We start from the raw sequence: 13,058 nt of genomic DNA, 5'->3' as shown, positions 1-13,058 counted from the left end.
CGGGTGGAGGGGACCCTGATTGGCCCGGAATCCGGGGGTCAGGGTTTCTTCAGTGTTTACGAACACGACACCAGCGGCAGCCTTACTGGGGCCAACTTGTTCAGACAAGTTCTCAACGCCCTGGAGAAGCCGTGACCTTGTCCCTGCCGAGAACCGCCGCCCTCGGCGCCATAGCAGCGCTCACCCTGAGCGCCTGCGGCGCCGCCCCCGACACCGCGTCCACCACCGCCGACGGCAAGAACGCCGCCACCGCCACCTCCGCCGCCGACCTCGGCGGGCTCGCCGCCCTCGAGAAGGCGGCCAAGAAGGAGGGCGCGCTCAACGCCATCGCGCTGCCCCGCGACTGGGCCAACTACGGTGCGCTCATCGACGGGTTCGAGAAGAAGTACGGCATCAAGATCTCCGTCGAGAACCCCGACGGCGCCAGCCAGGACGAGATCAACGCCGTGACGTCGCGCAAGGGCCAGGACCGCGCCCCCGACGTCCTCGACCTCGGCAGCTCCTTCGCGATCAGCGCCGCCCAGCAGGGGCTCCTCGCGCCGTACAAGGTCGCCTCGTTCGCCGACATCCCGAGCGGGCAGAAGGACGCGCAGGCCCGCTGGTACAACGACTACGGCGGCTACATCTCCATCGGCTGCGACGCCAAGCGCGTCAAGTCCTGTCCCACCACCTTCGCCGACCTGCTCAAGCCGCAGTACAAGGGCCAGGTCGCCCTCAACGGCAACCCCACCAAGTCCGGTTCGGCGTTCGGCGGCGTCTGGGCGGCCGCGCTCGCGAACGGCGGCTCCTTCGACGACATCCAGCCGGGCCTCGACTTCTTCAAGAAGCTGAAGGACAACGGCAATTACACGCCCGTCGAGTCCACCCCGGCCACCGTCGAGAAGGGCGAGACGCCGATCAGCATCGACTGGGACTACCTCAACGCCGGGTACGCCGAGGAGTTCAAGTCCAAGGGCGTGGACTGGAAGGTCGCCGTGCCGAGCGACGGGCAGTTCTCCCAGTACTACTCCCAGGCCATCAACAAGGACGCCCCGCACCCGGCGGCCGCCCGGCTGTGGCAGGAGTACCTCTACAGCGCCGAGGGCCAGAACCTGTGGCTCAAGGGCTACGCCCGCCCGGCCCTGATGACCGCCATGGAGAAGGCCGGCACCCTCGACAAGACCGCCGCGGCCAAGCTCCCCGAGGTCTCCGGCACGCCCTCCTTCCCGACCGAGGCCCAGCAGGACAAGGCCAAGACGGTCCTCGGGCAGGGCTGGGCGAAGGCCGTCTCCGGATGACGGCCACGCTCCCGAGGGTCGACACGGCGCCCGCCGCCGCGGTGAAGCGGCGGCGCCGGTCGCTCGGCTGGGTCGCCGTCGTCCCGCTGCTCGCCTTCACCGCGGTGGCCTTCGGGCTGCCCGCGTGGGCGGTCCTCGACGGTGCCTTCACGGTCAAGAGCACCGGCGCCTACAGCACGGCCAACCTCACCGCCTCGTGGCAGGGCGCCTACCTCACCGCCCTCCTCGGCAGCGTCAAGCTGTCCGCCGTCTCCGCCGCCCTCGCGACGCTCCTCGGACTGCCGCTCGCCCAGGCCGTCGTCACCTCCCGGCACCGCGCGCTGCGCGAGGCCGTGCTCACCGCCTCCGGCGTCCTCGCCAACTTCGGCGGCGTCCCGCTCGCCTTCGCCTTCGTCGCCACCCTCGGCAACGCCGGCGTGCTGACCCGGCACCTGGGCCTCACCGACAAGGGCTGGGACCTCTACAGCTTCTGGGGACTGGTCGTCGTCTACCTGTACTTCCTCATCCCGCTGATGGTCCTCACCATCACCCCCGCCCTGGAGGGGCTGCGCGTCCAGTGGCGCGAGGCCGCGCAGAACAACGGGGCGACCACCGCGCAGTACTGGCTGCACGTCGCCCTGCCCGTCCTGCTGCCCACGCTCCTCGGCGGGTTCGTGCTGCTCTTCGGCAGCGCCTTCGCGGCCTACGCCACCGCCGCCGCGATCGTGGGCAGTTCCGTCCCGCTGATCACCCTGCAGATCGCCGACGCGCTCTCCGGCAACGTGCTCGTCGGCCAGGAGAACGTGGCGCTCGCCCTCAGCCTCGACATGGTCCTCGTCGCGGGCCTCGTCATGGCGGTGTACCTGCCCCTGCAGCGGAGGAGTGCGCGATGGCTCGCCTGAACCTGTGGCGGTGGGGCGTGTTCGGCCTCGCCGGGCTGTACTTCCTGGTGCCGCTGGCCGCCTCCGTCGTCTTCACGGTCGACGTGCCCGGCCAGGGCCTCACCGTCGACGCCTACACGCAGATCGTCGGCACCGGCGGCTTCGGCTCCAGCCTGCTGCTCTCGCTGGAGCTGGCCCTCGCCACCATCGCCGTCGTCCTGCTGCTGATGGTGCCCGCCATGGTCGCGCTGCGGCTCGGGGCGCCGAAGCTGCGTCCGGTGGTGGAGGTGGTGTGCTCGCTGCCGCTGGTCGTGCCGCCGATCGCGTTCGTCGCCGGCATCGTCACGGTCCTGAAGTGGGGGCCGGAACACCTCTCGCGCACACCGCTGTTCCAGACCTTCGTGGCGATCCAGAACCCCGACTTCCCCGTGGTGCTGGTTCTGGCGTACGTCGTGATGGCGCTGCCCTTCGTGTACCGGGCGCTGGACGCCGGACTGCGCGCGATCGACGTCCCCACTCTCGTCGAGGCTGCCCGGAGCTGTGGCGCGAGCTGGCCGCAGGCCCTTGTCCAGGCCGTGCTGCCCAACCTGCGCGGCGCCCTGCTCAACGCCTCCTTCCTCACCCTGGCGCTGGTGCTCGGCGAGTTCACCGTGGCCCAGCTGCTGGGCTTCCGGCCCTTCGCCGTCTGGATCGTCAACGTCAGTGGCTCACAGGCCCAGTTGTCCGTCGCCGTGTCCGTGATGAGCCTGCTCGTCACCTGGCTGCTGCTCCTCGTCCTGGCCGGCTTCGGCGGGCGTTCCCGTACCACCTCCCGGGGTTGAACCATGAAAACCAAAGAGAACGTCGCCACGTCGAACACCACAGACAAGGCCGCCACCGTTGAATTCCGGGGACTCAGAAGGGAGTTCGGGCCCACGGTCGCGCTCGACGGCCTCGATCTGACCGTCCGCCCCGGTGAGCTGGTCGCCCTGCTCGGCCCGTCCGGCTGCGGCAAGACCACCGCCCTGCGGATGCTCGCCGGCTTCGAACGCCCCGACTCCGGCGAGGTGTTGGTGGACGGCGAGGACGTCACCCGGGTCCCGGCCCACCGGCGTGACGCCGGGATGGTCTTCCAGTCGTACAGCCTCTTCCCGCACCTCGACACGGTCGACAACGTGGCCTTCGGGCTGCGGATGCGAGGCGTGCGCACGGGTGAACGGCGGGCCCGTGCCGCCGAGTTGCTGGAACTGGTCGGGCTCGCCGACAAGGGCGGGCGCTATCCGCACCAGCTCTCCGGCGGCCAGCAGCAGCGCGTCGCGCTGGCCCGCGCCCTCGCCCTGCGGCCCCGGGTGCTGCTCCTCGACGAGCCGCTGTCCGCGCTGGACGCCAAGGTGCGGCTCACGCTCCGCGAGGAGATCCGGCGGCTCCAGCAGGAGCTCGGCATCACCACCTTGTTCGTCACCCACGACCAGGAGGAGGCCCTGTCCATGGCCGACCGGGTCGCCGTGATGCACGCCGGGAAGCTCGAACAGTGCGCGGCGCCCGCCGAGTTGTACGGCCGGCCCGCCACGGCCTTCGTCGCCGAGTTCGTCGGGACGATGAGCCGGATTCCGGGCCGGGTCTCCGACGGGGTGGTGGATGTGCTCGGGCAGCGGCTGCCGGTCGACGGCGCGGCGCCGCAGGCCGGTGAGGTGGACGTGCTGGTGCGGCCCGAGGCGGTCCGGGTGGCCGCCGACGCCGACGGGAAGGCGCGTGTGCTCGCCACGTCGTTCCTGGGTGCGGCCGTCCGGATCACCGTCCGGCTCGCCGACGGCAGCGAGGTCAAGGCCGATCTGCCCGCGCATGAGGCCGCTGATCTCGTCGCCGGGGCCCCGGTGAGCGTGTCCCTGCCCGAGCGGCCGGTGCTGGCCGCGGAACGTACCGTATGAAAGAGACCGACATGACCCGACTCCCGCTCCAGGCCGTCCTGTTCGACATGGACGGCACGCTCGTCGACACCGAGCGGCTGTGGTGGGAGGCGGTGGAGCGGGTCGCCGGACGGGACCTGACCGAGGCGGACCGGGCGGATGTGCTCGGCCGCCCCGTCGAACACACCGCCGGCTGGCTGTCCGCGGCCACCGGCACCCCGGCCGTCGACCTCGCCGGCACCCTCCACCAGGAGTTCGCCGACCGCGTCCGCACCGGGGTCGTACCCCGCCCCGGCGCCCTCGACCTGCTCGACGCGCTGGCCCGCGAGGGGGTGCCCACGGCCCTGGTGACCGCGTCCCCGAGATCGGTCGCCGACACCGTGCTCGACGTGCTGGGCACGGACCGCTTCGCCGTCTCCGTCACCGCCGACGACACCGACCGCACCAAGCCCGACCCGGACCCCTATCTCGCCGCGTGCCACGCGCTGGGCGTGGACCCCTCGGGATGCGTCGCCGTCGAGGACACCGAGACCGGCGTCGCCTCCGCCGAGGCGGCCGGCTGCACGGTGCTCGCGGTGCCGTCCCTCGCCCCCATCGAGGCGGCACCCGGCCGGACGGTGGAGGCCAGCCTGGCCGGGTTGACCCCCTCGGCACTGCGGGCGCTCCTCATGTAGAGGCACTGATTTTCGCTGGGCAGCGGGACCGGACCTGTCTAGCATCGGTGTCATGACCTGGCGACATTGATCCACCAGCCGTGCCTCCCGAGGGCCGCCTCGGACGCCGTACCGACGACGTCCGAACCGCCCTTCCGGGAAGGCCTCATGACACTCTCACCTGCACGTGTGCCCGCGACCGCGGTCCGTCGGCTGACGAGCACGCTGTACGGCTACGCGTTCCTCGACGACTTCGTGCTGCTCTACCCCGTGTACGCGCTGCTGTTCGCGGACACGGGGATGTCCCTCTGGCAGATCTCCTCACTCTTCGCCCTGTGGTCGATCACCGCCGTCGTGCTGGAGGTGCCCTCCGGCGCCCTGGCCGACGCCGTCTCCCGGCGGCTGCTGCTGTGGGTCGGCCCGCTGTTCAACGCGGTCGGCTTCGCGCTGTGGGTGATCGTCCCGTCGTACGGGGCCTTCGCGCTCGGCTTCGTCCTGTGGGGCGTCGGTGGCGCGCTCTGCTCCGGTTCGCTGGAGGCGCTGGCCTACGACGAGCTGGAGCGGCTCGGGGCCGCCGACCGGTACGCGCGCGTGATGGGGCGGGTCCGGGCGGCGCGGCTGGCCGCCACCATGGCGTCGATCGGACTCGCGGGGCCGGTGTTCGCGCTGGGCGGCTACATGGGCGTGGGCGCGGCCAGTGTCCTCGCCTGTGTGCTGGCCGCCGTGGCGGCGACCCGGCTCCCTGAGCACCGCGCCGGGCGGGAGACCGGCGGTGACGGCTGGTGGCTGACCCTGCGGACCGGGCTCGGCGAAGCGCGCGGGAACCGTTCCGTCCGCCGTGCCCTGCTGTTGATCCCGGCCGTCGCCGCGGTGTGGGGCGCGCTCGACGAGTACACGCCCCTGCTGACCCGGGACACCGGAGTCGCCGAGGCGACCGTGCCCTATCTGATCCTGCTCGTCTGGACCCTCGTCACCGCCGCGAGCCTGCTGAGCGGGCCCGCCGAACGCCTCGGCACCACCGGCATGGCCTGGCTGCTGGCAGCCTCCGCGCTGGCGATGGCTGTCGGCGCCGCGCTCCGCACCCCGGCCGGCATCGCGCTCGTGGGCCTCGCCTTCGGTGGCTTCCAGCTGGCGGAGGTGCTCGCCGACGTACGCCTCCAGCACCGCATCGACGACGCCCGCCGGGCCACCCTCACCTCGGTGGCGAGCCTGGGCACCGAACTCCTGACGGTCGTCACGTTCGCGGCGTACGTCCTGCTCGGCGCGCGCGCCGAGCACCGCACCGTCTTCGTGATCCTCGCGGTGCCCTACCTGGTCACCGCCCTGGTCCTCGGCGGCCGACGCAACGAATCGCCGCCGGGGCCGCCTCGCGCGCAATGAACCGCTCGGCGGCGCGCAACGGCTCCTTCTTGTCGGGCCTGGTCAGGCGCCCGTACCGTCTACATGGCCCCTTTGGATGGCCCCCGCAACCACCCCTTCCGCCCCGGTGAGGATCACGCATGCGCACCGCCCTGCTCCAGAGCTCCGGCCGCCCCGGCTCGGTCGACGGGAACCTCAAGGTCCTCGACGAGGCCGCGGGCCGTGCCGCCGCCGCGGGCGCCGGGCTGCTGGCCGCGCCGGAGATGTTCCTCACCGGGTACGCCATCGGCGACGACATCGCCCGCCTCGCCGAGCCGGCCGACGGGGAGGGCGCGGACGCGGTCGCGGAGATCGCCGCGCGGCACGGGGTGGCCATCGCGTACGGATACCCGGAAGCCTCTTCCGGTTCCGTCTTCAACTCCGCCCAGTTGATCTCGGCCACCGGTGAACGCCTCGCCAACTACCGCAAGACCCACCTCTTCGGCTGCTTCGAGCGCGACCACTTCACGCCGGGTGAGCGGCATGTCGTCCAGGCCGAGCTGAACGGTCTGACCGTCGGGCTGCTGATCTGCTACGACGTCGAGTTCCCGGAGAACGTCCGGGCGCACGCCCTCGCCGGGACGGACCTCCTCGTCGTCCCGACCGCCCAGATGCACCCGTTCCAGTTCGTCGCCGAGTCGATGATCCCGGTGCGGGCCTTCGAGAACCAGATGTACGTCGCCTACGTCAACCGGGTCGGCCAGGAAGGGGAGTTCGAGTTCGTCGGGCTCTCCGTCCTCGCCGGCCCCGACGGGGTCGCCCGCACCCGCGCCGGTCGCGGTGAGCAGCTGGTGTTCGCGGACGCCGACCCGGCCTTCCTCGCCGCCTCCCGCGAGGCCAACCCGTATCTGCGGGACCGGCGTCCCGAGCTCTACGTCTGAACACCCCGCAGTCTTCGCAGCATTCGCAAGGAGTCCGTACCCCATGACGTCCACGGTGCCCAACGCCGTCCAGCACGCCGACGTGCAGCAGCCGCCGATCACCATGTTCGGCCCGGACTTCCCGTACGCGTACGACGACTTCCTCGCCCACCCGGCGGGCCTCGGCCAGATACCGGCGACCGAGCACGGCACCGAGGTCGCGGTCATCGGCGGCGGTCTGTCCGGCATCGTGGCCGCCTACGAGCTGATGAAGATGGGCCTGAAGCCGGTCGTCTACGAGGCCGACCAGATCGGCGGACGGCTGCGGACGGTCGGCTTCGAGGGCTGTGACAGCTCCCTGACGGCCGAGATGGGCGCGATGCGGTTCCCGCCGTCCTCCACCGCCCTCCAGCACTACATCGACCTGGTGGGCCTTGAGACCCGCCCGTTCCCCAACCCCCTTGCGGAAGCCACGCCTTCGACCGTCGTCGACCTCAAGGGCGAGTCGCACTACGCCGAGACCATCGACGACCTGCCGCAGGTCTACCGCGATGTCGCCGCCGCCTGGAACAAGTGCCTCGAAGAGGGCGCCGACTTCTCCGACATGAACCAGGCCATGCGCGAGCGGGACGTGCCGCGCATCCGGGAGATCTGGGCGAAGCTCGTCGAGAAGCTCGACAACCAGACCTTCTACGGCTTCCTCTGCGATTCCGAGGCGTTCAGGTCCTTCCGCCACCGCGAGATCTTCGGCCAGGTCGGCTTCGGCACCGGCGGCTGGGACACCGACTTCCCCAACTCCATCCTGGAGATCCTCCGCGTCGTCTACTCCGAGGCCGACGACCACCACCGCGGCATCGTCGGTGGCTCCCAGCAGCTGCCGCTGCGGCTGTGGGAGCGTACGCCGGAGAAGATCGTCCACTGGCCGTACGGCACCTCGCTGGCGAGCCTGCACGCGAACGGCGAACCCCGCCCCGCCGTGACCCGGCTGCACCGCACGGCCGGCAACCAGATCACGGTCACCGACGCGAACGGCGACATCCGCACCTACCAGGCGGCCGTCTTCACCGCCCAGTCCTGGATGCTCCTTTCGAAGATCGCCTGCGACGACTCGCTCTTCCCGATCGACCACTGGACCGCGATCGAGCGCACCCACTACATGGAGTCCAGCAAGCTCTTCGTGCCCGTCGACCGGCCGTTCTGGCTGGACAAGGACGAGGAGACGGGCCGGGACGTCATGTCGATGACCCTCACCGACCGTATGACGCGCGGGACTTACCTCCTCGACGACGGCCCCGGCAAGCCGGCCGTCATCTGCCTGTCGTACACCTGGTGCGACGACAGCCTGAAGTGGCTGCCGCTGTCCGCGAACGAGCGGATGGAGGTCATGCTGAAGTCGCTCGGCGAGATCTACCCGAAGGTCGACATCAGGAAGCACATCATCGGCAACCCGGTGACGGTCTCCTGGGAGAACGAGCCGTACTTCATGGGCGCGTTCAAGGCCAACCTGCCCGGCCACTACCGCTACCAGCGGCGCCTGTTCACCCACTTCATGCAGGACCGGCTGCCCGCCGACAAGCGCGGCATCTTCCTCGCGGGCGACGACGTCTCCTGGACGGCCGGCTGGGCCGAGGGCGCGGTCCAGACCGCGCTGAACGCGGTCTGGGGCGTCATGCACCACTTCGGCGGCACCACCGACGCGACCAACCCGGGACCGGGTGACGTGTACGACGAGATCGCGCCGGTCGAGCTGCCCGAGGACTAGATCCCGGCCGCGCGCGCCTTCTCGTACACCTCCGCGGCGACCTCCTTCAACTCCCGCGCGTCCCGCACGGAGCCCTGGAGTTCGATCAGGATCTCGTCCAGGCCGACCTCGGCGTGGGCGACCAGGTCCTCGACGATCTGGTCGACGCTGCCCTGGAAGGGGGCGCGGTCGGCACCGGAGTGACCGGACGCCGAGTACCGCGTGTTGACGCGTACGACCGTCTGGATCGGTTCCGTGCGCCCGCGCTCGGCGGCCAGCTCCTGGAGCTCCTTCCACTGTGCGGCCAGCGTCTCGGCGCCCATGCCGACCGGCATCCAGCCGTCGGCGTGGTCGACGAGCCTGCGCCGGGCCTTGTTCGACATGGCCGGCAGCAGGATCGGGATCGGCCGGGCGGGCTTGGGGCCCACCACGGCGGACGCGATCTTCGTGAGCCGCCCGTCGTACGTCACCGGGTCCGGGCCCCAGACCGCGCGGCACACCTCGATCAGCTCGTCCAGGACCTGCCCGCGCTCCTCGAAGGGGCGCACCGACGCGGCCGCGTACTCGTCGAGGGACCAGCCGGTGCCGAGCCCCGCGACGACCCGGCCGCCGCTCGCCGCGTCCAGCGAGGCGAGGGACTTGGCGAGCTGGAACGGCACGTGCAGCGGGGCGACCAGCACGCTGGTGCCGAGCCGCGCCCGCTCGGTCACCGCGGCGGCCAGGGTGAGCGTGACCAGCGGGTCGGCGACCCCGCGGTACGCCTCCGGCCAGGGCAGTCCCTCGATGCCGTACAGGCCCTGGGTGGCCGGCTCGGGGAACAGGGCGCGCTCGTACACCCACAGGCTGTCGTAGCCGGTCGCCTCGGCGGCGCGGGCCACGTCGGGGACGTCGCGGCCGAGGTCGTACTGCTTGTTCTGGGGGAGTCCGAGTCCGAGCCGTGTCGCCATTCCTGCTCCTTTGCACGGGATGCCTGTCTGTCGAACGTACAACGTTCACACAGCAGTTCGGGTGCATCGGGTGTGGGAGTGGCCGGATCAGTCCGGTAGTGGCGTGAGCAGCATGCGTCCCGCGAACCCCACCGCCGTGTCCAGGCGTTCGGTGAACTCGGCCGCCACATCTGGCAGTCCGCGCAGGGCCCACAGCGCGCGGGCCGCGGTCCAGGTCGCGTCCCGGGCCCGCTCCAGGCTCCACGCGCCGAGCAGATGGGTGAGCGGGTCGGCGATCTGGAGCAGGTCGGGACCCGGCATCAGATCTTCGCGGATGCGCTCCTCCAGCGAGACGAGGAGATCGCCCACGCGGTCGAACTCGTCCTCCACGTCGACGGGTTCGCAGTCGAGCGTACGACAGGTGTCCACGACGGCCAGCGCCAGATCGTGCCCGATGTGCGCGTTGATGCCCGCGAGCGCGAACTGCAACGGACGTACGCCGGGATGGCGGCGGAACTGGAACAACGGCCGCCAGCAAGCGGGCGGACGCCGGTCGCGGGCCACCGCCTCGACCGCCCGCAGATACCGCTCGGCGAACCGCACGTCCAGCGTGATCGCGGCCCGCGCGTCCGCGAACCGGCCGCTGTCGATGCCCCGGTCGACGGCCTCCGTGACGGCGAGGTAGACGCGGTTGAACACCGCGATCCCGTCCCGTTCCGGAAGGGCCTCGTCCAGGGCTCGCATCCGGTCGACGACGGTGTCGACGGGAGTGGTGAAGTGCTCCAACTGCGCCATGCACGCAGGGTCCCAGGCCTAGGCTGGCCCGAGTGGCGGCGGGCCCGACGCTTCCCCAGAACGGGGGAACGCGCCCGTCGTGGGGGAGGGGATCAGCGGGTGTCGGGCTTACGTGCGCGTCGCCTGGCCGAGCGCAGGGCCGAGCGGCGGCGTGCCGCGCGGCGCAACGGCATGGTCGCGGCTGCCTCCGTCGTGGTCGCCGTCGGCACCGCGACCGGGATGGTGTCCGCGCTGGACGACGGGCGCGGCTCGGACGAGGCGCGCCCCGAGGTGACGGAGTCGCCGACCCTGGACATCCGGCCGCCCGCCCCGTCGCCGTCAGCCGTCAAGTCAGCCTCCGTGTCGGCCAGTTCGAAGCCCAAGGTGAGTCCGACGCCTTCGCCCACGAGGACCGAGAAGAAGCAGAGCCCTTCGAAGGTCGTCTCCACCCACCTCTACCGCCACCCCGACTCCCAGGTGCTCGACTGGGTCCGCGACAACGCCGGCGACCCCCGGCACGACGTCATCGCGTCCCGGATCGCCGACCAGCCGGCGGCCGTGTGGTTCGCCGAGTACGCGCCGGACACCGTCACCGCACGGGTCAGGGCCGTCACCGCGGGCGCCGACGCTCAGGGCCGGGTGCCGGTCGTCGTGGCGTACACCATCCCGGACCGGGACTGCGGCGGGGCCTCCCAGGGCGGGGCGCCGGACCTCGACGCGTACGACGCCTGGATCGACCGGTTCGCCGCCGGGCTGGGCTCGGACGAGGTCGTCGTGATCCTGGAGCCCGACTCGATCGCCCAGTCCGAGTGCCTCTCGGGCGGCCAACGCGCCGACCGTTTCGCCTCGTTGGCCCGCGCCGGCCGGGTGATGAAGGCCGCGAACCCCAAGGCGCGCGTCTATTACGACGCCGGCCACTCCGGCTGGCACCCGGCGGCCAAGCAGGCGGACCTGCTGCGCCAGGCGGGCGCCGGCTCGGCCGCGTCCTCCGACGGGATCTTCAGCAACGTCTCCAACTTCCACCGCACCGCCGACGAGATCGCCTACGACCGCAGTGTCCTCGCGGCTCTCGGCGGCCCCTCCGGCCTCGGCGCCGTCATCGACACCAGCCGCAACGGCAACGGCGCCCCCGCCGACGGCGAGTGGTGCGACCCGGACGGCCGCAAGCTGGGCCGGACGCCGACCCTGAACACCGGCGAGGCCCGCATCGACGGCTATCTGTGGGTGAAGCTGCCGGGGGAGTCGGACGGCTGCAAGGGCGCGCCGGGGACGTTCACCCCGTCGTACGCCTACGACTTGGCCTCGCCGTAGGAGTCTTCATAAGAAGACGTGCCCTCGTCCAACAGGGGCTTCTGCTCCTTGAGATGGGCCGGCGCGAACGCCCGCAGCGCGTGGTAGCCGGTGATGACGACCACCGTGCCCAGCGCGATGCCGCTCAGCGAGAAGGTGTCCGTGAACTTCATGGTCACGTTGCCGACGCCGATGATGATGCCCGCCGCGGCCGGCACCAGGTTCAGCGGATTGCGCAGGTCCACCTTGGAGTTGATCCAGATCTGCGCGCCGAGCAGGCCGATCATGCCGTAGAGGATGACGGTGATGCCGCCGAGGACTCCGCCCGGGATCGCGGCGACGACCGCGCCGAACTTGGGGCACAGACCGAAGAGCAGCGCGAAACCGGCGGCGGCCCAGTAGGCGGCCGTCGAGTAGACGCGGGTCGCGGCCATCACGCCGATGTTCTCGGAGTACGTGGTGTTGGGCGGGCCGCCCAGCGCGGTGGACAGCATCGAGCCGACGCCGTCCGCCGAGATCGCCGTACCGAGCTTGTCGTCCAGCGGGTCGCCGGTCATCTCGCCGACCGCCTTGACGTGCCCGGCGTTCTCCGCGACCAGGGCGATGACGACCGGGAGGGCGACGAGGATCGCCGACCACTCGAAGGACGGGCCGTGGAAGTCCGGCAGCCCGATCCAGTCGGCCCGGCCCACGGCCGAGAGGTCCAGCCGCCAGTGGTCGGTGAGCTTGCCGCTCGCGTCGACCGAGTGGATGCGGCCGAAGATCCGGTCGAAGGCCCAGGAGATGCCGTACCCGAAGATCAGCCCCAGGAAGATCGCGATCCGGGACCAGAAACCGCGCAGACAGACGACCGCCAGACCGGTGAACAGCATGACCAGCAGGGCCGTCCACTGGTCCTGCGGCCAGTAGGTGCTCGCGGTCACCGGGGCCAGGTTGAAGCCGATCAGCATGACCACCGCGCCGGTGACGATCGGCGGCATCGCGGCATGGATGATCCGCGCCCCGAACCGCTGGACGGCGACCCCGACGAAGAACAGCGCGACGCCCACCACGAACACCGCGCCGGTCACCGTGGCACTCGTACCGCCCTGGGCACGGATCACGGCCGCGACGCCCACGAAGGACAGCGAGCAGCCGAGGTAGCTGGGCACCCTGCCGCGCGTGGCGAGCAGGAAGATCACGGTCGCGACGCCGGACATCATGATCGCCAGGTTGGGGTCCAGGCCCATGAGGACCGGGGCCACGAAGGACGCCCCGAACATCGCCACCACATGCTGGGCGCCGAGCCCGACCGTGCGGGGCCAGGACAGCCGTTCGTCGGGGCGTACCACCGCTCCGGGCGCGGGCGTCCGCCCGTCTCCGTGCAGCTTCCAGCCGACGCCAAGATCCATGG

General features: G+C 71.3%; 11 protein-coding genes and 1 pseudogene. 9 read left to right on the top strand and 3 right to left on the bottom strand.

The annotated features are described in order from the left end of the window. Positions 1–131 precede the first annotated feature (131 nt). The 8 genes and pseudogenes from IQ210_RS29940 (at position 132) to IQ210_RS29905 (ending at position 8,696) form a co-directional block, all read left to right on the top strand. Entirely contained in the window at positions 132–1,277 is a 1,146-nt protein-coding gene (locus tag IQ210_RS29940) for an ABC transporter substrate-binding protein (protein ID WP_194082299.1), read from the top strand. Beyond that, a complete protein-coding gene (locus IQ210_RS29935) occupies positions 1,274–2,158 on the top strand; it encodes an ABC transporter permease (protein ID WP_194082298.1) in 885 nt (294 codons plus the stop codon). Before IQ210_RS29940 ends, IQ210_RS29935 begins: the two co-directional genes overlap by 4 nt. Then, a complete protein-coding gene (locus tag IQ210_RS29930; protein ID WP_194082297.1) occupies positions 2,146–2,958 on the top strand; it encodes an ABC transporter permease in 813 nt (270 codons plus the stop codon). The genes IQ210_RS29935 and IQ210_RS29930 overlap by 13 nt, the downstream gene beginning before the upstream one ends. Positions 2,959–2,961: 3 nt before the next feature. Next, on the top strand, positions 2,962–4,044 hold the full coding sequence (locus IQ210_RS29925; protein WP_194082296.1) for an ABC transporter ATP-binding protein: 1,083 nt from the start codon (positions 2,962–2,964) through the stop codon (positions 4,042–4,044). Between the two features lie 11 nt (positions 4,045–4,055). Then, a pseudogene (locus IQ210_RS29920) lies at positions 4,056–4,691 on the top strand (HAD family hydrolase); the annotation flags it as partial. Between the two features lie 153 nt (positions 4,692–4,844). Next, positions 4,845–6,056 (top strand): MFS transporter, encoded by a 1,212-nt coding sequence (locus tag IQ210_RS29915; protein ID WP_194082294.1) that lies wholly within the window; start codon positions 4,845–4,847, stop codon positions 6,054–6,056. Positions 6,057–6,175: 119 nt separating this feature from the next. After that, on the top strand, positions 6,176–6,955 hold the full coding sequence (locus IQ210_RS29910; RefSeq protein WP_194082293.1) for a carbon-nitrogen hydrolase family protein: 780 nt from the start codon (positions 6,176–6,178) through the stop codon (positions 6,953–6,955). A gap of 43 nt (positions 6,956–6,998) precedes the next feature. Then, on the top strand, positions 6,999–8,696 hold the full coding sequence (locus IQ210_RS29905) for a flavin monoamine oxidase family protein (RefSeq protein ID WP_194082292.1): 1,698 nt from the start codon (positions 6,999–7,001) through the stop codon (positions 8,694–8,696). Here IQ210_RS29905 and IQ210_RS29900 read toward each other — a convergent pair. Together IQ210_RS29900 and IQ210_RS29895 are read right to left on the bottom strand one after the other, a co-directional pair. Then, complete coding sequence (locus IQ210_RS29900) at positions 8,693–9,622, bottom strand: LLM class F420-dependent oxidoreductase (RefSeq protein ID WP_194082291.1); 930 nt, start codon at positions 9,620–9,622, stop codon at positions 8,693–8,695. The two genes, IQ210_RS29905 and IQ210_RS29900, sit on opposite strands and share 4 nt — an antisense overlap. An 87-nt stretch (positions 9,623–9,709) precedes the next feature. Continuing rightward, positions 9,710–10,396 (bottom strand): DUF5995 family protein, encoded by a 687-nt coding sequence (locus tag IQ210_RS29895; protein WP_194082290.1) that lies wholly within the window; start codon positions 10,394–10,396, stop codon positions 9,710–9,712. Between the two features lie 171 nt (positions 10,397–10,567). Here IQ210_RS29895 and IQ210_RS29890 point away from each other — a divergent pair, with 171 nt between their 5' ends. After that, a complete protein-coding gene (locus IQ210_RS29890) occupies positions 10,568–11,686 on the top strand; it encodes a glycoside hydrolase family 6 protein (protein WP_194082483.1) in 1,119 nt (372 codons plus the stop codon). On the opposite strand, the gene IQ210_RS29885 is transcribed toward IQ210_RS29890, so the two are convergent. Beyond that, on the bottom strand, positions 11,665–13,056 hold the full coding sequence (locus tag IQ210_RS29885; RefSeq protein WP_194082289.1) for a uracil-xanthine permease family protein: 1,392 nt from the start codon (positions 13,054–13,056) through the stop codon (positions 11,665–11,667). The two genes, IQ210_RS29890 and IQ210_RS29885, sit on opposite strands and share 22 nt — an antisense overlap. Between the last annotated feature and the right edge of the window lie 2 nt (positions 13,057–13,058).

Origin of the sequence: Streptomyces justiciae, assembly GCF_015163075.1 — a bacterium.
Lineage (GTDB): Bacteria > Actinomycetota > Actinomycetes > Streptomycetales > Streptomycetaceae > Streptomyces > Streptomyces justiciae.
Note: the sequence above shows the minus strand (reverse complement) of the source record. Positions and strands in the feature narration are given on the sequence as shown.